This is a genomic window from Bacillus sp. L381 (assembly GCF_030284525.1).
Classification (GTDB): domain Bacteria; phylum Bacillota; class Bacilli; order Bacillales; family Bacillaceae; genus Bacillus; species Bacillus amyloliquefaciens.
Map to the genome: position 1 here is coordinate 2200495 of NZ_CP127224.1, position 24961 is coordinate 2225455.

The following is a 24961-nucleotide window of genomic DNA, read 5'->3' on the forward strand; positions in this document are numbered from 1 at the left end:
TTAAACCAATAAAGCTGAAAGGAGCGGATGATGATGGGTAAAGACAGACAGGAGAAAAAACTGAAAGCCTCCCGCCGGGTGGAATCGGACCGCGACGATTCGATTCACCATAAAGGTGCGACAAGCCTCGAGCAAAACGGGGAATTCCGAAAAAGAAAATCGTAAACAGCAAAAAAAGGCATGCGGGTCCGCATGCCTTTTAACGTCTGCTGAAACGGGATGTGTCAATTCCCCGTTCAGAAAGCCAGTGATGTGTGTCACCTTTTATGACCAAAGGCGCCTTTTGCAATTGGGCAACCGATTGACACCCAAGGACGGTCATAATCATTTTCAGCTCTTGCAACAGCGCCGTCATCTCGTCAAACAGACCCTCTTCTCCTTTTGAGGTGAGAGCTTTCAGGAAAATGCCCGCCATTCCCGCAGAAGAAGCGCCGAGGGCAATCGTTTTAGCGACATCCAGCGCACTTTGCAGCCCTCCGGATGCGATAATTGATTGATCAACAGAAAGCGAATGGATTTCCGCTAAGCTGGCTGCAGTGGAAATTCCCCACGTATTAAAAAATTGAAGCGCCTTCTCTCTGCGCATATTTTCTATTTTAGAGAAATTTGTCCCGCCGTATCCGCCGGCATCAACTGCCGCCGCCCCAGCATCAAATAACTGCCGTGCCGATTCCCTGCTCATGCCGAAGCCGACTTCTTTAACGAAAACGGGCACACCCGCTTCATCTGCAATCCGCTCAATACGGCGGAGAGCACCCGTAAAACTTCTGTCGCCTTCAGGCATGACGATCTCCTGAATCACATTTAAATGAATCTGCAGGGCGTCCGCCTCAATCATATCAACCGCCCTTTTCGCCTGCTCGGCGTCCGCCTCGCTGCCTAAATTCGCAAATATTAACCCGTCCGGATTCTCTTTTCTGACGATTTCGTAAGAATACCGTTCAGAGGGATCTTTTAAGGCTGACATTTGCGAACCGACAGCAAGCGGTATGCCGGCTTTTCGGGCGGCTCTTGCCAGTGACCTGTTAATTTCGTATGTAAGCTGTCCGCCGCCGCCTGTCATCGCATTGATAAAAATCGGCGAACTGCTTGTGAGTCCGCCGATTTCCGTTGAGATATCCACTTTTTCCAATGCAAGGTCTGGCAGGCTGACATGAACAAACGTAATATCATCAAGCCCCGTTTCCCGGCTTTGGCCGGTAGACAGCGCATGATTTATATGTTCTCTTTTTCGTTCTGCTCGTGTCACGTTTTATCACCAATTTATTTTAATTTATTGAGCTTGTCTCCGATTAAATCGCCAAGCTGGAAGCCGGTGCTCGGCTCTTCTTTCGCCTGGTATTGACGGAAGTCCTCCTGATCGGCTTTCGGCGCTTCCTCAAGCTCACGCATGCTTAAGGAGATGCGTTCTTCGCTTTCGTTCACGTCAAGGACTTTCACTTTAACAGTCTGTCCTTCTTCCAGCACTTCATGCGGCGTTCCGATATGTTTATTGGAGATTTGTGAAATGTGCACAAGACCTTCCACGCCCGGAAGAATTTCAACGAAGGCGCCAAAGCTTACAAGGCGCTGCACTTTTCCTTCAAGCACATCTCCCTGCTTTACCTTTTCGCCGATCTGGCTCCAAGGTCCCGGCAGCGTTTCTTTAATAGATAAAGAAATACGCTCGTTATCGCGGTCTACGGACAATACTTTCACTTTTACGTCCTGACCTTCTTCCACCACGTCTGACGGTTTTTCGACGTGTGAATGAGACAGCTGCGAAATATGAACGAGTCCGTCAATTCCGCCGATGTCGACAAATGCGCCGAAATCAGTCAGGCGCTGTACTTTTCCTTCAAGAACGCTTCCAACCTCAAGCGTTTGGAGAAAATCATGTTTTTTGGCTGTCTGTTCTTTTTCTACTACAGCACGGTGTGACAGAATCACCCGGTTTTTATCACGGTCAAGTTCAACGACGATAAGAGAGAGGGTCTTCCCTTTATAGTCAGTGAAATCCTCGACGAAATGAGCTTCGACAAGTGATGCGGGAATGAAGCCGCGAACGCCGATATCAACGACGAGACCGCCTTTCACCACATCTTTCACTTCAGCTTCAAACACTTCTTTTGTGTCGAATTTTTTTTCAAGGTCTTCCCAAGCGCGGTCAGCATCAACGGCACGTTTAGATAAAATCAAAGCATCGTCTTCCACTTTTGTTACTTTCAGGTCAAGCTCGTCGTCAACATTTACGACATCCGATGCTTTCTCTACATGAAGACTTGATAATTCACTGATTGGAATGATTCCGGACTGTTTGACATTGATAATTTCGACATCTACATGCTTGTCCTCTACCTTTGTCACAATCCCTTTTACTACATCTCCAACCTCTGGCACTTGAACATCAATTTGATTCATTTCCTCTGTCATTTGAATAACCTCCTTGGTCCAAACCTACACAGCTTAATTAAAACGGTTTGAAAGCTGAACATGTGAATGTCCGCTTTTCAGCCGAATATGTATTAAAGAATCATCCAAAAAGATTTTGAATGATCAATAAAAAGTTTTATTAGTATTAACTTCTAATAAAAGGACTGGTTTGTCAAGCAATAACATCTTGTTCTTAAGAAAAAAATTCAAAATGCGCTACGGCCAAGTTAACGTGATTTCTGTTCAACGATCTCCAGAATTTTTCCTGCGACTTCGGCAATGCTGAGTGACGTCGTATCGATTTCAATCGCGTCCTCCGCTTTGCGCAGCGGGGAAACTTCCCTCTCTGAATCGAGTTTGTCGCGTCTTGCAATTTCTTCAATGAGCGTTTCGTAATTCACGTCATAGCCTTTTTTCTTATTCTCTTCAAACCGGCGCTTCGCTCTTTCCTCTACGGACGCCAGCAGGAAAATTTTCACTTCCGCATCAGGCAGCACGTGAGTCCCAATATCACGGCCGTCCATGACGACGCCGCCTTTTTCTCCGAGCTGCTGCTGTCTTTTCACCATTTCTTCTCTGACGCCTTTATGCTTGGCGGCGATGGATACTTGGTTGCTGACTTCGTCTTTTCTGATTTCTTCTGTCACATCTTCTCCGTTTACCAGAACGATTTGTCCTTCCGGAGCGGATACAAGCTCAATCTTCGTATGCTTTAACAGCTCTGTGAGCGCGGCTTCATCCGTTAATTCGGCATTTTGCCTGAGCGCCGTATATGTAATGGCACGATACATCGCTCCTGTATCAATGTACACGTATGATTTCTTCTCAGCCACTATTTTAGCAACGGTGCTTTTTCCGGCAGCCGCCGGACCGTCGATCGCAATTGATAATTTCTTGTCCATAATCTCTCTCCTTGCTCTTTACTCCTCTATGGATTGTATCATGAACTGCCCGAAAAAGGGCGAAAAAAATTGAGCTGACTTACCGCTTTATCGTCTCAATCCATTCTTTTTTATCCATTTTATCAACTCCCTCATATTTCACGGCTTTCGAAATATAAGGTTCAATAGGCTGATAATGAAGCAAAAACTGTACCGCGCCCAAAATAACGAGCTGAATGCAGACCAATTTGACCAGCAGACGTTCAAACGTTTTCATACACGCGCACCTCCGTTAGGATTAGTATGGAAAACTACGCTGCCGTTTATTCCGGCAGACTGTTTCTTCTCTGCTGCAGCTGCGCGCGCATACAGTATTGGAGTAATTGCTGCTGCGATCCGGCATCGATTTCTGTAAATTCAAGCGTCATTTTTTGTTTATCCGCCTTTTCATCATAAAAAAACCGCTGGGTAACCGCTTCAGCTGATATATCGTCTGTATTTTCCTTACCCGGAAGAGAGAATGAGACATACAGCTTTTCACCCGGTTCCACGGAAATATGCTCAGGGATCACAACTGCGATTCCGCCGGCGCTGATATTAGAGGAAACCGTTTGAAAGGCGGTTTTTTTCGCTTCTATTTTGATGGATACATTCAATACAGCGTCTGCACGGACGTACCGGCGTCTTTGAATCCGCTTCATTTCCTTTTTAGGAGGGATTTCCAATCCGATCATCGGGATAGGATCTTTTTTCTTTCCTTTGATTATGCTTTTAAATTGATACGGCACTTGGCCATTTCCCATAAATTCCGCTGTTATCTCAAGTCCTTTGTGTAAAAAGACCGTCCGTCCCGAATCCAGATCGACGGGGTATGAGATGTGCAGTTCGCCGTTTTCAATGCTGACAGCCTTGCTCCTCGCTTTTTTTGGCTCATTGTTCTCTATGTATTCAATCCAAATATAATCTCCGACAGCTATCATGGGCCTTCACTCTTTCATTATTTATGCTTTTATTAAAGCATGTAATGAAAAAAAGGAAAAGACTTTTAGTCCTTTCCTCCTTTATTTTTATAGGTCTTTATATATAGGTTCTACACTTTTAAGTTTTTCTATTTTTTCCTCTTTGCCATCGTCCGCATTTATGAACATTTGAAACGTGTCTTTCCCGATCGTCCCGAGTATTTCGTAGCAAAGCACTTCCTGACCGAGTTCATTCGTGATCAGTGCCTGCCGCGTCTCCCGCACTTCAACATTTTTATTCAGCTTCGCTTTCGCTTCATCAGCCGATAAAGCCGGAGTCGGAATCGTTCTCGTGTGATGCGCGGCCAGGTAATCACGCGCGGAAAAACCGACGACTTCACCGTCATCCAGCGCCACTTTCATTCGGATGGCTTCCGGATATATGCGGACGTTTTTCTCAACGGGAATAAAAGAGAAGACGCCGATGTTATTATATTGCGCGCTTTCATCAATTTCGAGATCTTTTGTTTCATAACCGTTTTTCTTTAAAAACGCGACGGCCCGGTTAGATGCTTCATTAAGGCTGATCTTTTGTTTCTTCACGGCCCGCTTTTGAATTAAATATACCGGATGTCCGCCTTTTTGGGTAATATCCATATAGATCAAAGATTTTTGATCGGCATCATTCATGCGGATGCTGTATACATCCCGATTCGTCTTCCGGCCGCTCTTGACCACTTTAATGGAATAATTATGATCAGGCGCAAACCGTTCCGCGATTTTTACCGCTTCTTTTTCTGTAATTTGTTTGCCTTTCAGATGAGTAAAACCTTTTCGTTCTGTATTTGCGGCCGTAAACGTTGGGCTGGTGTTGTCTTCAGAAAAAGCGCCTACGTTTTTTTCGACTGTTTTAAAACTGTTGACGATCGTATTATCACTTTGTTTTTTGTCAGAAGCGAGCGCCATTTCAACATCCATCCACCGTAAATTTTTGCTCATGACGAGATGCTGAACGCTGCGAAGCTGGTTTTGAATGTTCTCCGCCTGTTTATACAGGCTGTTCAATGTCGTATATTCTTTCTTATCAAGCGGTTTTTGATCTAAATCCCGGACGGATGTTTTATAGCTGAAATCTCCTATATTGGATAAAAACTCCTCCGTCTTATTAAAAGGCATAAGTGTCAGCGGCAGCTGGCTCACATTGTTATGAGCTTCAGATGTTATTCTCCATACATCAATGAGCGCCGGAGACAGAGATTTTTTACTGTTCATGGCAAGCGTCGTCCCGATTTTGTCGTGAAGCTGATCAACATGGTAAGTCAGTTCATGAAAAGCCCTCTGATAATTATTTTCCGCGTGCAGAAGGACCGCATCCTTTTCCTGATGCTCTTTATAACCCCAGTATCCGGTTGCGGCGATCACGACACCGAGAACAGCGATAATAATTCCTCTAATCATGTTAACACCTCATTTTTCGTACTTTTACTCACAGAAAATGTGTTTTCCGATTCTTTTAATCTGCGGCCGTCCCCAAATCCATTTGCTTGTCGCTGTATCAGGATTAAAATAATAAAGCGCGTTCTCAGAAGGGTCCCAGCCGTTAATCGCATCAAGAACCGCTTCTTTTGCTCTTTCATTCGGCTGCATATATATTTGGCCGTCGGCAACCGCGGTAAAAGCGAGCGGTTCGAAAATGACGCCGGCCACCGTATTCGGAAATAACGGGCTGTTAATACGGTTTAAAATGACAGCCGCGATGGCAACCTGTCCTTCAAACGGCTCACCGCGCGCTTCCCCGTACACAGCCTGCGCCAGAAGGTTGATTTCGTTGTTTGAGAAACCGCCCGGCATATTGGCCGCTGTCGTGTTTTGCTTTTGATCTGACTGACCGCCTGTATTGTTTTGCGGTTTTTGAGCAGGCTTACTCGTTCCCGCCGACGGCTTCTGTGCGCCAGCTGACGGTTTCGTTTGGTTTTTTAAAGGGACGTTGCCGTAATGGGTGAACGTATTCCCTTTTTGAATCTGCTCCATTACATATTCGCGGTAATATTTTGATTTTGAAATCAGCACCTGTTTGGTTTTTGCACCGACGAGACCGTCAACCGACTTCATACCGAATTTCTCCTGAAAATTTCGTACGGCCCAGTATGTGGTCCACCCGTAAACACCATCGATTTTTCCATTATAAAATCCGTTATATTGAAGACGTGCCTGCAATTCTATAACATCATCACCAGTCGCGCCTCTTTGAATCACTTGATTTGAAAACGCATGGGCCGTTTCATGTTCAAAAAAAGCGGCAGCGAAAGAAAATAGAATGAGACATGCCATAAACGCTCCTTTGCACTTCATCTTTTCAAGCCTCCTCAGCAAAATTTAAACTGTACCCGTATTGTCTGTCACGCGGTTATTTTTATACACCATTTCCTTCTTATCCCCCGTCAAGGCATAAAAAAAAGAAACCGCACGCGATGCGCAGTTTCTTCACACTTGAATCATATTGACGGAACGTGCTTTTTTTGCCTTCCGCAGCCCGAACCACCATAAAAACAGCATAAACGGCAGCATATAATATACCCAATGATTGAGGGCGGTCAGAATAAAATCGTAAGAACCGTGCAGACATGAAGGCACGACCAGCGAAATCACAAGCCACTTGACGCGGGCTTTTTTCTGTGAAAAGCGGGCTTTTCCGAGATAAAATCCCATAATCACCCCGATCAGCGCGTGGCAGGAGACCGGCAGAAGCGCCCTGATGAAAGCATGTTCAACACCGTGGCTGAATAAATAGAGAATATTTTCAAGTGTGGCAAAGCCTAACGACACACTGGCCCCGTAAACGATTCCGTCATAATGCTCATCAAAATGAGCATGCGGGTACACACTGATCATCAGAACAAACCATTTCACCGATTCTTCCAAAAAACCCGAAGACAAAAAGGAAACGAAAAAGCTTCCTCCCCCTACATGCTCTTTTTCAAGAACATATTGGATAAACATGGTCGGAAACACAAGTACAACTCCGAGAAAAAAAGACCTCAGCACCATATGTACGGGTTCATTGTCATACTGATCTTTTAAATAAAAATAGCTTAACAGCGCAATGCCGGGAGCGATTCCTGCAGAGATGATTGCAAACATCAGGCAACCTCTTTCCTTTATATTCCTATATCTATCGTACCATGTTGTTCATATTTTTACATCTTCCAATTTCTAAAAAAAAAAGAGCATATGAATAATCATATGCTCTCTGCGCCCAGCCGTTTGGAAATTTCGTTTGCGATCAAGCCGCCGTGAAAACGGCCGTTTTCGATAAAAATTTCATTGGCGTTATTTCCTGCCGCAATGACTCCGGCAATAAAAACACCGTCAACATTTGTTTCCATCGTTTCTTCCCGGAAAAACGGCCTGCCTGATTCTGCATCAATCTGGACACCGATTTTTTCGAGAAAACCGTGATCCGGATGATATCCCGTCATGGCAAATACAAAATCGTTTTTCAGCCTGACCGTCTCATTCCGGCCTGAGCGGAAAATGATCTCATCTTCCCTCACTTCTTCAAGACAAGCGCCGAATTCCATCCGGATCGTGCCGTTTCTGACGAGGGCCTCAAACTCGGGCAGAATCCACGGCTTGATGCTCGGGGAGTACTCATTCCCTCTGTAAAGCACCGTGACGCGCGCGCCGGACTTCACCAGTTCCAAAGCCGCGTCCACGCTTGAATTTTTCCCGCCGATTACGGCAACATCTTTATCAAAATAAGGATGGCCTTCTTTAAAGTAATGAAACACCTTAGGAAGCTCTTCACCCGGTATGTTCATAAAATTCGGATGATCATAATATCCTGTCGCAATAATACAAAACGGAGTGAGATAGCGGTCTTTTGACGTTTCTACAAGAAAACGGCCGTCTTCCTGCTTTGTCACGCGCTCCACCGTTTCAAAGGCGTTTACGCGCAGCTCTTTTCTTCTGACAACCTCTCTGTAGTACGAGAGAGCCTGAATTCTGACCGGTTTTCTGTTTTCCGTAATAAAGGCGACATCGCCGATTTCTAATTTTTCACTTGAACTGAAAAACGTTTGGTGTGTCGGATAATTATAAATGCTGTTTACGACATTTCCTTTTTCAATTACAAGGGCGTTCACGCCAATTTGCTTCAGATGTATAGCCGCCGATAATCCGCAAGGACCTCCGCCTATTATAATTGCTTTTTCTTCTGTCATGTCCTTCAACTCCTGCGATTGGCATTTCCATCATAAGTTTCCACTCATATAAAAAATCTCCTATATCATCATAGGAGATTTTTTTTGTTTATGCAAACGATTGGTTTATATCCAGCCTCTGAAGCGCGAAGCCTCCGCCATTTTCCGCACGCCGACCATGTAAGCCGCAAGCCTCATGTCAATCCGGCGGTTTTGGGACATTTCATAAATATTATTAAACGATTTTACCATCATATTTTCCAGTTTTTCTTCGACTTCTTCTTCACTCCAGTAGAAGCCCTGGTTATTTTGAACCCATTCGAAATAAGAAACCGTTACACCGCCGGCGCTCGCCAAAACATCGGGAACAAGCAGCGTTCCTTTATCTGTCAGGATTTTCGTTCCTTCCAGTGTCGTCGGTCCGTTTGCCGCCTCTACCACGATTTTCGCTTTAATGCGGTCAGCGTTTTCATCTGTAATTTGGTTTTCTATCGCTGCCGGGACAAGTATATCACAGTCAAGCTCAAGCAGCTCCTGATTCGTAATGGTGTCATTGAAAAGCTTCGTCACTGTTCCGAAGCTGTCTCTGCGGTCAAGCAGATAATCAATATCAAGACCGTCCGGATCGTAAAGACCTCCGTACGCGTCAGAAATTCCGACAACTTTCGCGCCGGCGTCATGCATAAACTTAGCCAGATAGCTGCCCGCGTTTCCGAAACCTTGTACGACAACGCGCGCGTTCTGAATATCAAGACCTTTTTTCTTGGCCGCTTCTTTTATGCAGATGGTGACGCCTTTTGCTGTAGCTGATTCCCTGCCGTGGGATCCGCCCAGTACAAGCGGTTTTCCCGTAATAAAGCCGGGTGAGTTAAATTCATCAATTCTTGAATATTCATCCATCATCCAAGCCATAATCTGCGAGTTTGTAAATACGTCAGGTGCCGGGACGTCTTTAGTCGGTCCGACAATCTGACTGATTGCTCTGACGTATCCTCTGCTCAGTCTTTCAAGCTCTCTGAATGACATATTTCTCGGATCACAAACAATTCCGCCTTTACCACCGCCATAAGGAAGATCAATAATTCCGCATTTTAAACTCATCCAGATAGAAAGTGCTTTCACCTCTTTTTCAGTTACATTCGGGTGAAAACGAATACCGCCTTTTGTCGGACCTACGGAATCATTGTGCTGCGCACGATAGCCTGTAAATATTTTCACAGACCCGTCATCCATCCGAACCGGAATTTTAACCGTTAATAATCTGAGCGGCTCTTTCAGCAGTTCATACACTTCTTCTGGATACCCCAATTTTTCCAGAGCTTTATGTATTACGGTTTGGGTTGATTTTAATACATCATGTTTGTCTTCTTCATTATGACCGGTGAATCGATCGGCTGCCATTTGAGTTAACCTCCTAAAATCTTCTGTTTCTCTCATGCTCCCTTTCAGTGACTAGTATACACCTTCAATATCTCCGTGCATAGAAGAAAGACAATGATTTTTCCATTATTTCGCTTAAAAAAAGACGGCCGCTGAAAACAGCTGCCGTTTCGTCTCTTTTTTTATGAAAAATGTTTCTCGATGGTCTCCACAGCATTGCCGTCCATGATGAGTTTTCCGTACTCATGGAGCCTGTAAATCGTAATCGTCGCCGGGTGCCCGTATTCGGCCAGCACCGCGACAACGCCTTCTGCAGAACGGGAGCCGAGGTCTTCAAGACTTACATAGTACTGGTCCTCATAGTGGTAGACGGTTCCGCCGGTAATACCGATGCGATAAAGGCTCCCGGCAAGCTGAATGATATCTTCAAACGAATGAAACTGATAAATAATATCCGGGCTTTCGTCAAGTTTGACCTGCATCTCGATATAATCGTCGTCATATTCGTCGTCTTCTGCGTCCGCGTCATGATTTTTCGTTACAATCACAACCATGCCTTGTGCCTGAAGAGAATATACTTCCACCGCGATCGGACCATTCGCTTCAAAGCCGAGCTCTGTATTTGCTTCATTCATCATATCTTTAAATAACTGGTGGACTTTAAACGAGTCCTTCCAGAGGTCTTCTTTTGTAAGTCCCCGATCAGTCAGATCGTCGAGGGTTAAAAAGATTTTAATCTTATTATAGTTCAGACGCTCAAGCCGCATAATGTTCCCTCCTGCCTCTTCTTGCACACAAATCATATAACACAGTATATGAATAAATGAGTCATAGGTTCTTAATTTGTTATCAGTTTACACCGTGTACAGCGGGAAGACAAGCAGAATGCCGTTTTTTATCACCTCGGCCGGATTTGTTTCAGGAAAACGGCTCATCCGGTCCGCACAGGGTGATGATATGCGTCTCAGGTTTCGCTCCGAGCCTCAGCGGAACTTTTGTCGTCCCGTAGCCGTTGCTGATCAGGTAATGCGCTTTCTTTACCGTTCCCGTCCTGCCCAATTCATACGGCCCGAACCGGCCGAAACGGATTTGGCCGCCGTGCGTATGGCCGCTGAACACAGCGTCAATTCCGTCAGTCTCATTCATCTGCTCATGGATGTCCGGGTTATGGCATAGCAGAAGGTTTACTTTGTTTTCGTCCGTATGTCTGATTGCAGATTCGTAATCATCCATCATCATTCTGATATCATCCACCCCGCAGATCGTAACGGTTTCCCCTTTATAAACAAACTGAACCGATTCATTTCTCAGCGGGATCACTTTATATGCCTGAAAAAGAGAAAGCAATTTTTGCTGGCTGACCTCGTAATCATTATTTCCCCACACATAAATAACAGGCGCAAGAGCAGTCAGACGTTTGATGTTTTCCTCGATTCTGGCGTATGGAACTCCGCCCTCCGCCAAATCACCGCCGAGTAAAACGGCATCCGGCTTATAAACTGATACTTCCCGGAGAAGCTTTTCATCAATTAAACGGCGGTGCACGTCAGATATAAAAAAGATGGTGAGCGGCTTCATCCCTTTCATTTTATCAAGCATAAATGTATGTGTTTTCAGGTGGCTGCCGTTTGCCGTTTTGTACATGACGGCCGCCATAACCGCAGCCGCTCCCGCCAATGAGCCAAGAATTCCCGCTGTAAGCTTCATAAACGCACTCTCCATTCTGTCATTGTCTTACATTAGACGGACAAACAAAAAAAGACGTTTCTATCCTTTCCGGAAAACGCCTCTTTTTATTTGCTTTCAAAATAAAGATTGATATCATACCGATGTTTCATCAGGTGAAAAACAGATTCTCTCGCTCCCCATTTTTCCGGCTGGGGCCATAAATCCGTGCTTTTTTGGATAATTTCACATCTCAGCTTATGAAATTCACCCTCGGCTTTTTCTTCCTTTTTTTTAAAATAATAAGAAGTGCAATACGCAAAAGCGGAAGCCATAATCCAGCACAAATAAACCGTATGGCCTAATATTTCCTGCAGAATCAGCTGCGGAGAAGCTTGGGGAGCATTGAAGCTTTTAAAAATCAGCAGTACGCACATTAGGGAAAAGCAAACGAGGGACGCCCACTGCCATCTTCGGCATTGCTTGGCATAATTTTCGTATTTTAATTTCCGTTTAACCAGCGCCTGAAGCATTTGTTTCGTCGGTCCGTCAGCAAATCGGTCTAATTGCTTCCATAAAGAATCCATTCGTTTCACACCTTGTCCGTTTTCATTGGTACACTATATGAAAACCGCGGTGAAAATATGTATTTATTCGGAAAGCGGGATATTCAGAACCTGGCCTGTATACACATCGTTTCCGTTTAACCCATTGTAACTGCGGATTTTTTCTTCGCCCGCACGGCTTTTATAATATTTCATTGAAATGCGGTAAAGCGTTTCTTTCGGCTGGACGGTATGCTGGACGGTCCGCACTTTTGGCTGGACGGTCTCCGCTTGATCACTGCCGGCAGCCGGAACTCGCTTTTCACGGACAGCCGGCGGAGACTGCTGTTTTGTCTCCGCGTATTCGGTTTCTGTCGGCTTTACCTGTTTTTCTGAAGCTGTTTCCGTTTTTTTCGGTGTTTTTTCACTCGGTTTTTCTTTCGTTTTTTCAGATGGAGCCGCTTCTTTCTTTTCTTTGTCCTCAGACTTTTTTTCCGGCTTTTTTAAAAGAGCGGTTTCTGATGTTTCTTTCTGCACGTCCGCTTTCGGAATCACGGCAGGCGCGCTTTCACTGTGGTCTATAAAGACATCTTCATAATCCTTCGGGTCAAATCTGCTGCTGTTTGTCATATACAGAAGACCGAAAAAGACACCGATTGTCACAACAATAAACAGGACGGCCAGAAAAGTGAACAGCGGCGTTTTTGTTTTGGTTTTTTCCTTCACCTGCTCTTCCTTTTTTTTACGCTCCTCTTTTACAGATTGTCTTGTCGGGAGGCTGTCTTCAAGATATTCAATTTGTTCATCCGCGGCCGCGGCAATCTGCTGCTCGGCACGCAGCTGCTGAGCTTTTTTTCTTTCAACTCTTGACATTTCCGTCATGCAAACCCCTCCTAACATATTGAAAACGGACCTGACAGGCAAATACCGCATCAATAATAAAATGTGCTGTAACCGGAACGAATAAATTGCCGGTCCATTCATAGGTAAGCCCCAGCAAAAGACTGATGCCCGCAACCATAATAAACAGAAGCCATTTCGCCAAGTATCTGAAATGAAGCACGGTAAAAATAAAACTGGCCGCCCATAAGCCGATATGTGTCTGCAGAACGCCTCTGAATAAAATCTCTTCGCTGAACGCAATGAGAAGCGTCAAAAACAAAATGTGCAATACCGGCCTTTTCTTAAAAAGCAATACATTAATACCGCCGTCATCATATAAATGCGAAGGACACCATTTCATCACCGCCAGATCGGCAAAAATGACAAGGACAGCAAGAGTTACACCGTACCATATGATATTATCGTCACGTATATGCCACAGCTTTAAAAAATCGTGAACATCGGTGAAACAGAAAAAGCCGATGACAGCAGAAGCCGCCAATATGAGCAATTGGGTGGCATAAAGCTGTATAACAATCTCCCGGTCTGAGAGCTGATGGATCAATTCGCTTTGCCGTTTCAGCTGAACTCACCCGCAGACTCTAAACCGAAAATCCGGTCTAATTCCAGCTTCCAATCTTCAAACCGCTCCATGTTTTTCCGTTCTCCTTTTTGCTCGTATGGGGCCAGATCAATTCCGCAGCTGCTGCAGCATTGCCCGGTTTGACCTTCAGGCTCATACGATTCATCAAAGTAAGCTAATAGCGCTTCTCTTATACATTCTTTCCGCTCCAATAACGCCGAAAAACGGTTCATTTTATGCAGCTTTTTTTCCACGCGGTATGTCAGTTCTTCCTGCAGCTGCTCTTTAGTGGTTTTTCCTTGCAGGTACAGGTGGATGGCCGTTCGCGCCTGTGTTTCCTGAACGCCGTTACTTATCAGAACGTCCCGAAGCTTTCGCTCATCGCTCGTACCGGCGTCCCGTATGACGGTCAGAATACCTTCCAGGTCGTAATCGGACAAACTTTCTGTCTGAATAATCTGCTGCTGAAGCTCGGTATCGCCCGGCGCTCTCAGCAAAATACTGACACTCGGTCTGCCGTCGCGGCCCGCTCTTCCGATTTCCTGCATAAAGGCCTCGGCCGTTTGGGGAGGATAAAAGTGAATAACAAAGCGGATATCAGACTTATCCACACCCATGCCGAACGCATTGGTGCAGCAAATGCAATCAAGCTGGTTATGGATAAATTGCTGCTGAATTAATATCCTGTCTCCTGTATCCATTCCCCCGTGATAATAATCCGTCCGCTTTCCCGTATTTTCGTTTAGCTCGGCCGCAAGCTCTTCCGCCCATTTTCTGGTCGGACAATATACGATGCCCGGGCCCTCGAGCTTTTCAGCAAGCTCTGTGACCCTGCTGATTTTTTCGGCATTATCAGCCAAATGTTCAACCGCCAAGAGAATATTCGGCCGGTTGACCGAATATAGATGGCGCACCGCATGCTCAAGTCCGAGCACATCCGTCACATCCCTGAGCGTTTCTTTCGTCGCTGTTGCGGTCAGCGCCAATACAGGCGGCTTGCCGAGTGCTTGTCTGAAAGGTCCGAGCTTTGAATAATCAGGCCTGAAATCATGTCCCCACTCTGATATGCAATGAGCCTCATCAATGACAAATAAACTGACCGGGACGTTTTTCAAACGGTTCAGCACATAAGGTGACGAGAGGGCTTCAGGAGACATATAAAGAAATTTGTAACGGCTGATGTTGCTGAGGATAAAATGCCGCTCGTCAGAATTCAGCATGCTGTTTAATGCCGCAACCCGCTTTTCTCCTTTCGCTTTCAGCTGCTGCACCTGATCTTCCATTAATGAAAGAAGAGGTGAAATAATCAGTACCAGCCCGTCCATTATGTAACCCGGAAGCTGATAGCATAATGATTTCCCCCCGCCTGTCGGAAGCATGGCAATCGTATCCTTTTTTTGAAGCACGCTGGTGATGATTTCTTCCTGCCCTTTTTTAAACGAATGCAAACCAAAATTCTGGTATAAAGCTTTGTGCAGCTCAGTCATGCTGTTTCACCGTCTTTGTCAGCGCCAGCCTGATCTGAAAATAGCTGAAGCGCATCTGCATTCCTTCGCGAATCCGTTTAATTTTATTCGTTTGATGCTGTTTTGCAAATGCCGTTATCATACGCTGTTCCTCTTTAGAAATGTACTGTTCTATAAAAAATGCAGGCTGATGCAGCGATATTTCTACGATATGATCTTCGATTGTGGCGGTTTTTAAATTTCTGACCGCGGCGATCCGTTCAATCGGAAACCCTTTTTCCAAAAGCTCATAGGTTTTTCTGGCAGACTGCGTGAGCGCGCTTTCCGCTTGCAGGTCAGACAACAGTTCGCGCAGAGCTGGATGTGCACATTGCGGAAGCGATTGAATAACATAATGTACCGCTCCCCAAAACTGAACGGACACATACCATTCATCTTCGTTCAGCTGAAGAGCGAGCTGCTTATTCGTGCTGCCGATTCTGTCGAATGAGGTTAGAGAATAGACGAAAATAAGTGCCTGCCGTTCACTCACGCCTTGCAGAAGCTGAAACAGCGTGTCATGCATTTGGACGGAGAGCTCTTTGACATCTCTGGTTCTCTGCATAAACCGTTTGACCCATCTCAGCGTCTGTACATCGTTTGTAACCGGGATATATTGACTGTATTGATGCTCTTTGTTTGACAGGACTTGAATGAGCAGGGAAAGCCGCTTCCACAGGATGACGGCCGGCGTTTGATAATTCGCGCCGTGGCAGTGCTTCGGCCAAGGCCGCTCGGCAAACGCCCGTTCAAGCGTTTGAACGCCGCGTGCAGTCACTTTCCATGTTCCCTCTTCTTTTCCGGCTGTAATGTATGAGTCCCCGGTGAGTTTATGCATCGAAGCAGCAATATCGCCGCGTTCGCACTGTGAAGCCATGCCGAAATATTTAGCGATCTGAAATAAACCGGCATCCTGAATGGTTTGAGACGACTTTTTTCCTTTTAATAAATGAAACACAGCACTCGGAGTCCGTTCGCCGTCTATTTTGTCCAGACAGTCGAGAACCACGGTATCAAAGTAGTTTATCGCCAATCTAAACACACCTACATTTCTTTTCTCAACAAGTTTCGTTTTTTTGTTCTTTTTATTTTAACAGATTTTCATATAAATTTGACGTTTAAAGTCATCTTTTAGGGGGAAGTGCTATAGAGAATCCCTTATGTGATAAGCATTCTCAATCATTTTTCTGTTGAAATTTGACACCAACATCATTACAATAAGTAAGAGGAATAGGTGTTATATTTAAATATATATAAGGTAAACCATTTGTTCCAACACGAACAATCTGGGAGGTTTTTTTCATGGCAAAGTACACAATCGTAGATAAAGATACGTGTATTGCATGCGGCGCTTGCGGAGCTGCGGCACCAGACATTTATGATTATGATGATGAAGGCATTGCATTCGTTACGCTTGACGAAAATAAAGGTGTCGTCGAAGTTCCGGAAGTGCTGGAAGAAGATATGATTGACGCATTTGAAGGATGCCCTACTGATTCAATCAAAGTTGCGGATGAACCGTTTGAAGGCGACCCGCTGAAATACGAATAAAAAAGCCCTCCCCGTGAGAGGAGCTTTATACGTGAATAAGACTTCGGCTGTTATCGGCCGGAGTCTTATTTTTTTGCCGATCCAACAAACGAAAAAAGCGCCCGGCCTGTGTTTTACGAGGCGGACGCTTTCAGTCATTATTGTGTTTGAACGCTGCGTTTTTGCTCAATCCAAGGTTTAAGCTTCGTAAAGATGAACGTAAAGACGATGGTGATGATAATGCCTTTCACAATGTTAAACGGCAGAATTCCTGCAACAACCGCCGTTTTTAACTGGCTGTTTGACAGTGCCGGTGAATGTAAAAACCAAGTATACGCGGGAAGGATGAGAATATAGTTCAAAATACTCATCAGCACGGTCATCGCCGCAGTTCCGGCCAGCAGGCTCACCGCAAGCCCTTTTGCAGACTTGAGTTTTTTAAACATAAACGCCGTCGGCAGTATAAACAGCGTCCCCGCGATAAAATTGGCCGCCTGCCCGACAGGCACGCCGGCCATGCTTCCTTGAATGATATACTGCAGAATATTTTTAATTGCTTCAACCGCAATCCCCGCCGCAGGCCCGTAAACCAAAATGGCGATAATTGCAGGAACGTCACTGAAATCAATTTTCAAGTAATCCGGCAGACCCGGAAACGGGAAATTTAACAGCATAAGCACAAAGGCAATACTGCTAAGCATACTGATAACAACTAATTTTTTCACTTTCACAATGCTCTCTCCTTTTCGATCAAATCTCTCGAAAAGAGGAAAGGTTCTTTTACACCTCAATAAAAAAACCGCTTTTATAAAAAAGCGGGAGTTTACTAAGGCTTGGCAAAGAAACGTTTGATATAAGCATCAAAACGTCTGCTGAACCTCCATCTTCTCCCATCCAGACTATACTGTCGGCTCCGGAATCTCACCGGATCCTGCCGCCGAAGCAGCTCGCGGGCTTAGAGTATGATACTCATCACCGCCGGTAGGGAATTTCACCCTGCCCCGAAGATTGATCTTATGAATTTATTCACATTATATATGATCATATTGCAATTGTATAGCGAACTGCTCAATTTTATATAAAATATTGGCGAAGCTCATTTTTTATCTGAATGATCGCTTTCCTTTTCTCCTTTACTGCGTCAATACGCATTGACACTCTATTGAGAATATGATAAATTATCAGATATTTAGTCAGCTAAACTAGGAGGAAATCTAACAATGTTTCGAGTTTTGGTCTCAGATAAGATGAGCAATGACGGCTTAAAGCCGCTGATGGAATCAGACTTTATAGAAATTGTTCAAAAAAACGTCGCGGATGCAGAAGATGAATTACATACCTTTGATGCCCTGTTAGTCCGCAGTGCCACGAAAGTAACCGAAGAATTGTTTGAAAAAATGACCTCTTTAAAAATCGTCGGCAGAGCCGGTGTCGGGGTGGATAACATCGACATCGATGAGGCCACAAAACATGGAGTTATCGTGATAAATGCGCCAAACGGAAACACCATTTCAACGGCAGAGCATACATTCGCGATGATTTCTTCATTAATGAGACACATCCCGCAAGCCAATATCTCAGTAAAATCTAGAGAATGGAACCGGACGGCTTTTGTTGGGGCGGAACTCTACGGAAAGACTCTGGGGATTATCGGTCTCGGCCGGATCGGAAGCGAGATCGCCCAGCGCGCCAGAGCGTTCGGTATGACGGTTCATGTGTTCGATCCGTTCTTAACCAAAGAAAGAGCCGGCAAAATCGGGGTAAACAGCCGGACCTTCGAAGAAGTGCTTGAAAGCGCGGACATCATTACCGTTCACACCCCTTTAACAAAGGAAACAAAAGGACTGCTTAATAGAGAGACCATCGCCAAAACGAAAAAAGGCGTCCGCCTGATCAACTGCGCAAGAGGCGGAATCATTGATGAAGCGGCGCTTTTGGAAGCGCTGGAAAGCGGGCATGTCGCAGGCGCTTCGCTTGACGTGTTTGAAGTCGAGCCGCCTGTTGAATCAAAACTTCCTGACCATCCGTTAGTGATTGCCACACCTCACTTAGGCGCTTCAACGAAAGAAGCACAGCTCAATGTTGCGGCGCAGGTTTCTGAAGAAGTGCTTCAGTTTGCAAAAGGCCTGCCTGTCATGTCAGCGATCAACCTGCCAGCGATGACGAAGGATGAATTCAAAAAAATTCAGCCTTATCACCAACTTGCCGATAAAATCGGAAGTCTCGTGTCACAATGTATGAAGGAACCCGTCAAGGATGTTGCGATTCAATATGAAGGCACCATCGCCAAACTTGAAACATCGTTTATTACAAAAAGCCTGCTGTCCGGCTTCTTAAAACCGCGTGTAGACTCAACGGTCAATGAAGTGAATGCCGGCGGTGTCGCAAAAGAACGCGGTATCAGCTTCAGCGAAAAGATTTCCTCCAATGAAACAGGATATGATAACTGCATCAGCGTAAAAGTGACCGGAGACCGGAGCACCTTTACGTTAACGGCTACGTATATCCCTCACTTCGGTGAACGAATCGTTGAACTGAACGGCTTTAATATTGACTTACACCCTGCCGGCCACCTCGTATATATCCAGCATCAGGATACGACTGGGGTAATCGGACGCGTCGGACGCATCCTCGGCGATAACGATATCAATATCGCCACCATGCAGGTAGGCCGTAAAGAAAAAGGCGGAGAAGCCATTATGATGCTTTCTTTTGATAAACACCTGGATGATAAAGTCGTCAATGAGCTGGCTTCAATTCAGGATATTGTGTCAGTTAAATTGATTGACCTTCCGTAACAGACAAAAACCCAAAACATATAAATGTTTTGGGTTTTTAACGTTTAATGGATGGGAAGCGGATTAGGCGCGGCAGGCACAGCGATTGGTTTTGTCACATCATAATTACCGACTTTCTTTGCACGCGCATGTGTGAACAGCACCTCAGAAAAACCGAATTCCTTCGCGGTTAACAAAAGCCCTTCAATCATTAAAATCCCTTCTAGCGAATCTTCCACCGTATGTTTTTCGGACAATTGGATCCGCAGCTGCCGGCCGTTTTTATTTTCGGATACTGATGCAATCGCATCTGCTTCAATGACGCCTGCGGTCTGTGAGTCTTTATCTGTTTTCATTCCGTCAATGGCTTGCTTTACTGAAGAATAGGTTTGTTCAGACGGAATGAGATACTCTTGTCCCAGATTGTCACGGTAAGAAAAATACGCCCGTTTTGTCTGCTTATGTACGGTCATCTCAGCGGCAATGCCGTATGCTTTATAAAAATCCTGTCCTGCTCCATTTTTAATTTTTGTCATTTTAATCCGCTCGTAAGGACTCCAGGTCAAAGTCTCCTTCAGCACCTTTTTCAATAAATCAGCTTCGGCCACTGATTCAATTGATAGCCGTCCGTTTACTTGCACAAGCAGATCCTTCTTATCCGCCCTAACCTGAACACCGTTCAAAAGCCGGGGTACAGACAGGAAGGATTCGGGCACTTCCAGGTTTTCTGCTTCAGATAAAGCCTCTGAAACCGATTCATCGGGCTTCCTTTTTTCAAAACTGATCGGAATAACGGCCGATGTTTCTGAATCCGCAAACGCCAACGTAATGTAATTGTTTTTGTTTTGGTTTGAGACGACAAACGTCTTCTGCTCCGGCTTGACAGAAGCTGACTGACTGGCTTTTTCAGCCTGACCGCTGTCAGCTGTAAGATCACCGGAAGATTCTTTTTTTGTCAGCAGGTGAGGAGATATAATCAGAGCGATGCACAATGCGCAGATGGCGGCTGTTGCGGGGCCGATCCTGCTTCGGGCCGGTTTTTTTCTATACTGTTTACCCGTTTCAATATTCCGGTAAATGGCCTTTGGTGAACGATGATCTCTAACCGCCGGAAGTTGTCTTAACAACTCCTCTACTCTTTCTTCGTTCCAATATGACTTCATCATCCATTAGCTCCTCCCTCAAAAGCTCCATCTGTTTCCGAAGTATTTTGAGCCCTCTGTGTTGGGTCGTTTTGACTTTGCTTTCCGAGAAGCCGAGAGCGGCAGCTGTTTCCTGAATGGAATATCCCTGAATAAATCTCAAGATAATAACAGCTCTTTGATCAATGGTGCAGTGATCAAGCGCGGTATAAATTTCCCGGACGTTTTCATGCTGTACGGCGAGTTCGTCCGGAAGCAAATGCTGATCTCTGACATCTTGTGTATCCCAATCAAACGTACCCATAATACGCTGTCTGATCGTCTGCTGCTTGCGGAACCAGTCAATCGCTACATGGCGCGCGATGGACAACAGCCATGTTTTTTCACTGCTTCTTCCTTCGAATGTATGATAGGAATTCAAGACGCGGATATACACTTCCTGCGCCAAATCCTCAGCCTGTGTTTTATCTTTTACCATATAAAATAAAAATTGGTATAAATCTTGATGGTATGCATCATATAATATCTGAAAGGTTTCTTCCATGGGAAGCCCCTCCGTTCACTTTTTTGTCGTATAAATGCGTTGAAAAGTTACATTACAACTATATTACGAGAAACTGGAATTTGGAAGGGAATTTATATTAACATATTCTTAAATTTTTAAAGGAGAAATTAACAAAAAAACACCCGCATGTTCTGCGGGTGTTTCGTATGGAACAAGATTGTTCGTCAATTTCAGACGCCATCCTGCACTTTTGTCGGAATATAAAATGTAAACGCCGTCCCTTTGTCGATGCTGCTGTGCACTGCAATTGAGCCGCCGTGGGCTTCCACGATATTTTTTACGATGGCGAGCCCGAGTCCGGTTCCCGCCCTGCCCCTTGTTCTCGCCTTGTCCGCTTTATAAAAACGTTCAAAAATAAAAGGCAGGTCCTCTTCAGGTATTCCCGAGCCGGAATCTTTAATTTCGATTTTCAGTCCGTCTTTTACGGTCTGAGCCGCGATATGAACGCTTCCGCCTGACTCTGTATGACGCAGCGCGTTGTCTATAAGATTGGTAAACACCTGTTCCATTTTGTCTTCGTCAAAGACACACTCCGGCTGAGACACCGCAATGTCTTCTGTGAGCGAAACCCCTTTTTCCTTCGCTACCCCGGAAAATTTGCGGGAAATCTTCTCCAGAAATTCATGCAGGTTCACCGTTTCATAGTGCAGGCCCGTATGTCCGGATTCCATTCTGGCCAAGTCCAGCAAGTCATTGACGAGCCGGCCCATGCGAAGGGATTCATCATAAATGATCTGCGCGATTTCTTTTTTCTCCTCTTCGGTGCTTGCAATGTCGTCCACTATTGCCTCACTGTATCCTTGCAGCATAGAAATCGGAGTTCTGAGTTCATGACTGACATTGGCAATGAAATCTTCACGCAATTTATCAAGCCTGCGCTCTTCGGTCATGTCACGGAGCACGGCCACGGCGCCGCGGACGTGTGATTCCGCATAAAGAGGCGACATCAATAAAACCCATGATCTTCCTTGAAGCGTCATTTCAATCATTTGCTCTTTTTCTGTGCTCACGGCATTTTGAAAAAGCTCTTTTGCTTCAGGAGGAAGGTTGTCTCCTTCTTTAATGTTCATATTCTGCTCGTAATACCAAGCCTGCAGAAAACGTTCGGCCGGCGGGTTCGTCACCAAAATGGTGCCGTCGATATTAATGGTGATGACCCCGTCTGCCATACTGCTTAAAATATTGGACAGCTGTTCTTTTTCCTGATTCAGCGCGTTGATATGGAAATTGAGCTGCCGGCCCATCTGATTAAAAGCAATGGCCAGTTCCCCGATTTCATCTTGAGTCAGAATCGGAATTTTTGTATCAAACTTCCCTTTCGCCAAGTCTTGGGCGCCTTCCCGCATTTTCCGAAGCGGGTACGTCACCCTGCTGGATAAAAAGAACGCGAAAAACGTTGTCAAAACGATGGCAATGCCCGCCGCAAGAAAGATATACCGTGTCGTATGTTTCGTCGTATCTTTGACGGCAAGCAGCGACTGAGATAAAAAGACCATGCCTTTTTTGCCGTCTTTTTCATACGGCACGCCGACGATCAGCCGTTCGTTATCGGAACCGGCATCATTGGGCGCCGCGCGTTTGCTTACTTTTTTGCGGTCTGTCAGCGCCTTGTGCAAATCCCGGTCGCGTTTGATCTGCTCCAAGGTAATAGATGATAAATGATTATCGTCATTGGGCGAATACCAGACGTGCTGATCATCCTGAATGATCGCGATGCTCGTTAAGTTGTCCGCCAGCTCCCACGTGATGGATCTGGCAAGCGGCTGGTCTTCATGATTTTCTATAATGACCGCTATTTTATCGGCAAGCTGCGTTAAATCTTTTTCCGCTTCTTCTACGTGGTAATTCTCTATGAACTCGAGAAGCAGCACCGTTAAAATAAATAAAACAATTAATACGAGTGAAAGAATGGTAAACCAAAGCTTTCCTACTACGCTTTTCCAAAACTTCATTCAGCGCCTACCTCAAATTTGTACCCGACTCCCCAGACGGTGACGATTTTTTTCGCCGCTCCCGGGGATACTTTGTTTAGTTTTTCACGGAGCCGTTTTACATGGGTATCCACCGTTCTGAGGTCTCCGAAAAATTCATATTGCCACACTTCTTTTAAAAGCTTTTCTCTGTCATACACTTTGTCCGGCGTTTTCGCAAGAAAGTACAGCAGTTCGTATTCCTTCGGCGTCAGGCTCACCTCCGTGCCGTCCGCGGTCACTCTGTGAGCATCGTGATCGATGGAAAGATGCGAAAAAACGAGCACATTTTTTGTCGGCGTATTTGCTGTCAGATAAGATGTTTGGGAAGCTCTTCTTAAAAGCGCTTTTACCCGAAGCACCACTTCTCTCGGGCTGAAAGGCTTCACGATATAATCGTCCGTACCCGCTTCAAACCCCTGAACGCGGTTGGCTTCTTCCCCTTTTGCCGTCAGCATGATAATCGGCGTCGCTTTTTTTTCTCTGAGCTGCCGGCATACTTCTATTCCGTCTGTTCCCGGCATCATTAAATCTAAGAGCACCAGATCATAATCTGATGCCAGCCCCATTTTAATGGCCTCATCGCCGTTTTCCGCTTCTTCAATCACATAGTTTTCCCGTTCAAGGTACATTCTTAAAAGGCGGCGAATTCTGGCTTCATCATCTACTACTAATATTTTAGTTTCATTTGTTTGATCCATCGTTTTCCCCCTGCTTTCCTTCTGTTACTTTCATTTTAACAAACTGTGCGGCGGCTTGAGAACTGTATCGGCTTTCGGCATCTATGCGTACGAATGAAGTCCGGCAAGCACGAGATTTACAAAAATTAAGTTAAACATAATAATGGCGAAGCCGATGACGGCGAGCCATGCCGATTTTTCGCCATGCCAGCCTCTTGACAGCCGCAAGTGCAAGTATGCTGCGTAAAATAAAAAGGTGATCAGCGCCCATACTTCCTTAGGGTCCCAGCCCCAAAAACGCGTCCATGCAAGCTGCGCCCAAATCATCGCAAACACAAGCGCGCCGAGTGTAAATACCGGAAATCCGATGGAAACGGCGCGGTAGCCGACTTCATCTACCAAGTCGAGATTCACATTTTTGACGAGCGGGCTTAAAAGAGCACTGATTCTCTTTCTGAATATCAGCCTGAGCGCGCCGTATAAGACGAGACCTGCGCCAAACGACCAGATCACCGTATTGACCTTTCTGCCTGAAAAAATGGCCGGGAGATCAATAAACGGCTTCATTGCGCCTTCTGTAAGCAGTTCTCCTTCATGCGGACCGACAAGCGCAGGCATATCATATACCATGACGCTTTTGGCATCTTTTTTATCCACCCAATTAAATTCGGCTTTGTAGTCCGCCAGCCGGAATGCCGACGTGACGGCGATAAATGCCACGGTCGTCATGAGGATAAACATAATGACTTCGAGCCAGAACGTTTTTTTGCCCGGTCTGGACTGGTCGACATGCTTTAACAGGAAAATGACTCCGGCTACAAAGCTGATCGCAAGAATCGCCTGCCCGAGCGCCGCCGTTGTGACGTGAATGTACAGCCAATTGCTTTGCAGTGACGGAATAAGCGGCGTAATGTCGGTCGGAAACATGCTTGCGTATGCGATAAGCAACAGCGCGATAGACAATGTGAACATGCCTAAAGACGGCAGTCTGTAAATAAAGTAAATAATAATAAAAGCGAGAACAAGCATCATGCCGAATGACGTGGTAAATTCAAACATATTGCTGACAGGCGCGTGTCCGCTTGCCGACCACCTCGCAATGAAGTAGCCGAGATGGCAAAGAAATCCGAGAATGGTTAACGTGATTCCGATTGCCGACCAGCGGCCCTTACCGTCCTTTGCACCTTTTGTTCTCCGGATGGCGCCGCCGAAAACCGGGACGGCAATTAAATAAATCAAAAAGGCAGCATAAAGAAAATTTGCGCTCAGCTCCGCCATGACAC

Annotated in this window: 26 protein-coding genes and 1 riboswitch; of the genes, 3 read left to right on the forward strand and 23 right to left on the reverse strand. The window is 45.5% G+C overall.

The genetic code is table 11. The features are described 5' to 3' along the window. The first annotated feature begins 33 nt into the window (after positions 1-33). On the forward strand, positions 34-165 hold the full coding sequence (locus QRX25_RS11035; RefSeq protein ID WP_003153429.1) for a YpzI family protein: 132 nt from the start codon (positions 34-36) through the stop codon (positions 163-165). 34 nt (positions 166-199) lie between these two features. Here QRX25_RS11035 and fni read toward each other — a convergent pair whose 3' ends face one another. From fni to QRX25_RS11120, 17 genes are all read right to left on the reverse strand, one after another. After that, entirely contained in the window at positions 200-1249 is a 1050-nt protein-coding gene (fni, locus tag QRX25_RS11040) for a type 2 isopentenyl-diphosphate Delta-isomerase (RefSeq protein ID WP_065981775.1), read from the reverse strand. 14 nt (positions 1250-1263) lie between these two features. Then, the gene (gene rpsA / locus QRX25_RS11045; protein WP_065981776.1) at positions 1264-2412 is read right to left on the reverse strand and encodes a 30S ribosomal protein S1; all 1149 of its coding nucleotides are present in this window, start codon (positions 2410-2412) and stop codon (positions 1264-1266) included. A 227-nt stretch (positions 2413-2639) separates the two neighbouring features. Then, positions 2640-3314: a (d)CMP kinase gene (gene cmk, locus QRX25_RS11050; RefSeq protein ID WP_045510976.1), complete on the reverse strand. Its 675-nt coding sequence runs from the start codon at positions 3312-3314 to the stop codon at positions 2640-2642. A 79-nt stretch (positions 3315-3393) separates the two neighbouring features. Further along, on the reverse strand, positions 3394-3570 hold the full coding sequence (locus QRX25_RS11055; protein WP_212098318.1) for a YpfB family protein: 177 nt from the start codon (positions 3568-3570) through the stop codon (positions 3394-3396). 46 nt (positions 3571-3616) lie between these two features. Further along, on the reverse strand, positions 3617-4273 hold the full coding sequence (locus QRX25_RS11060; RefSeq protein WP_115997580.1) for a flagellar brake protein: 657 nt from the start codon (positions 4271-4273) through the stop codon (positions 3617-3619). Between the two features lie 87 nt (positions 4274-4360). Next, complete coding sequence (ypeB, locus tag QRX25_RS11065; RefSeq protein ID WP_115997581.1) at positions 4361-5710, reverse strand: germination protein YpeB; 1350 nt, start codon at positions 5708-5710, stop codon at positions 4361-4363. A gap of 24 nt (positions 5711-5734) precedes the next feature. After that, positions 5735-6604, reverse strand: coding sequence for a spore cortex-lytic enzyme (sleB, locus tag QRX25_RS11070; protein ID WP_065981779.1), 870 nt, complete (start codon positions 6602-6604; stop codon positions 5735-5737). 132 nt (positions 6605-6736) lie between these two features. After that, the gene (gene prsW / locus QRX25_RS11075; protein ID WP_065981780.1) at positions 6737-7393 is read right to left on the reverse strand and encodes a glutamic-type intramembrane protease PrsW; all 657 of its coding nucleotides are present in this window, start codon (positions 7391-7393) and stop codon (positions 6737-6739) included. 98 nt (positions 7394-7491) lie between these two features. After that, positions 7492-8475 carry a YpdA family putative bacillithiol disulfide reductase gene (locus QRX25_RS11080; protein WP_212098325.1) on the reverse strand — a complete coding sequence of 328 codons (984 nt, stop codon included), beginning with the start codon at positions 8473-8475 and terminating at the stop codon, positions 7492-7494. Between the two features lie 105 nt (positions 8476-8580). After that, positions 8581-9855 (reverse strand): NAD-specific glutamate dehydrogenase, encoded by a 1275-nt coding sequence (gene gudB / locus QRX25_RS11085; RefSeq protein WP_065522848.1) that lies wholly within the window; start codon positions 9853-9855, stop codon positions 8581-8583. Between the two features lie 161 nt (positions 9856-10016). Beyond that, positions 10017-10601 (reverse strand): genetic competence negative regulator, encoded by a 585-nt coding sequence (locus QRX25_RS11090; RefSeq protein ID WP_065981782.1) that lies wholly within the window; start codon positions 10599-10601, stop codon positions 10017-10019. Between the two features lie 151 nt (positions 10602-10752). Further along, positions 10753-11541 carry a metallophosphoesterase gene (locus QRX25_RS11095; RefSeq protein ID WP_212098328.1) on the reverse strand — a complete coding sequence of 263 codons (789 nt, stop codon included), beginning with the start codon at positions 11539-11541 and terminating at the stop codon, positions 10753-10755. An 86-nt stretch (positions 11542-11627) separates the two neighbouring features. Continuing rightward, a complete protein-coding gene (locus QRX25_RS11100) occupies positions 11628-12086 on the reverse strand; it encodes a YpbF family protein (protein ID WP_013352708.1) in 459 nt (152 codons plus the stop codon). Between the two features lie 63 nt (positions 12087-12149). Beyond that, on the reverse strand, positions 12150-12926 hold the full coding sequence (locus tag QRX25_RS11105) for a LysM peptidoglycan-binding domain-containing protein (RefSeq protein ID WP_212098331.1): 777 nt from the start codon (positions 12924-12926) through the stop codon (positions 12150-12152). Continuing rightward, complete coding sequence (locus QRX25_RS11110) at positions 12904-13491, reverse strand: CPBP family intramembrane glutamic endopeptidase (RefSeq protein WP_212098334.1); 588 nt, start codon at positions 13489-13491, stop codon at positions 12904-12906. The genes QRX25_RS11105 and QRX25_RS11110 overlap by 23 nt, the downstream gene beginning before the upstream one ends. 14 nt (positions 13492-13505) lie before the next feature. Next, on the reverse strand, positions 13506-14996 hold the full coding sequence (locus QRX25_RS11115) for a RecQ family ATP-dependent DNA helicase (RefSeq protein WP_212098337.1): 1491 nt from the start codon (positions 14994-14996) through the stop codon (positions 13506-13508). Continuing rightward, positions 14989-16047, reverse strand: coding sequence for a YpbB family protein (locus tag QRX25_RS11120; protein ID WP_212098340.1), 1059 nt, complete (start codon positions 16045-16047; stop codon positions 14989-14991). The genes QRX25_RS11115 and QRX25_RS11120 overlap by 8 nt, the downstream gene beginning before the upstream one ends. A gap of 269 nt (positions 16048-16316) precedes the next feature. Here QRX25_RS11120 and QRX25_RS11125 point away from each other — a divergent pair, with 269 nt between their 5' ends. Beyond that, entirely contained in the window at positions 16317-16565 is a 249-nt protein-coding gene (locus QRX25_RS11125; RefSeq protein WP_003153403.1) for a ferredoxin, read from the forward strand. A gap of 137 nt (positions 16566-16702) precedes the next feature. Here QRX25_RS11125 and fmnP read toward each other — a convergent pair whose 3' ends face one another. After that, positions 16703-17275: a riboflavin transporter FmnP gene (gene fmnP / locus QRX25_RS11130; protein WP_013352713.1), complete on the reverse strand. Its 573-nt coding sequence runs from the start codon at positions 17273-17275 to the stop codon at positions 16703-16705. A 147-nt stretch (positions 17276-17422) separates the two neighbouring features. After that, a riboswitch (FMN riboswitch) is annotated at positions 17423-17557 on the reverse strand. A 207-nt stretch (positions 17558-17764) separates the two neighbouring features. On the opposite strand from fmnP, the gene serA reads away from it, so the two are divergent. Next, a complete protein-coding gene (serA, locus tag QRX25_RS11135; RefSeq protein ID WP_212098343.1) occupies positions 17765-19342 on the forward strand; it encodes a phosphoglycerate dehydrogenase in 1578 nt (525 codons plus the stop codon). Positions 19343-19386: 44 nt separating this feature from the next. Here serA and QRX25_RS11140 read toward each other — a convergent pair whose 3' ends face one another. From QRX25_RS11140 to ccsB, 5 genes are all read right to left on the reverse strand, one after another. Further along, the gene (locus tag QRX25_RS11140; protein ID WP_457758486.1) at positions 19387-20487 is read right to left on the reverse strand and encodes an RsiX family anti-sigma factor; all 1101 of its coding nucleotides are present in this window, start codon (positions 20485-20487) and stop codon (positions 19387-19389) included. Further along, positions 20423-21007, reverse strand: coding sequence for an RNA polymerase sigma factor SigX (sigX, locus tag QRX25_RS11145; protein WP_013352716.1), 585 nt, complete (start codon positions 21005-21007; stop codon positions 20423-20425). Before sigX ends, QRX25_RS11140 begins: the two co-directional genes overlap by 65 nt. 191 nt (positions 21008-21198) lie before the next feature. Then, entirely contained in the window at positions 21199-22980 is a 1782-nt protein-coding gene (locus QRX25_RS11150; protein ID WP_065522841.1) for an ATP-binding protein, read from the reverse strand. Then, positions 22977-23699, reverse strand: a complete 723-nt coding sequence (gene resD, locus QRX25_RS11155; protein ID WP_003153397.1) for a DNA-binding response regulator ResD — start codon at positions 23697-23699, stop codon at positions 22977-22979. The genes QRX25_RS11150 and resD overlap by 4 nt, the downstream gene beginning before the upstream one ends. An 81-nt stretch (positions 23700-23780) precedes the next feature. Then, complete coding sequence (ccsB, locus tag QRX25_RS11160) at positions 23781-24956, reverse strand: c-type cytochrome biogenesis protein CcsB (RefSeq protein ID WP_212098346.1); 1176 nt, start codon at positions 24954-24956, stop codon at positions 23781-23783. Between the last annotated feature and the right edge of the window lie 5 nt (positions 24957-24961).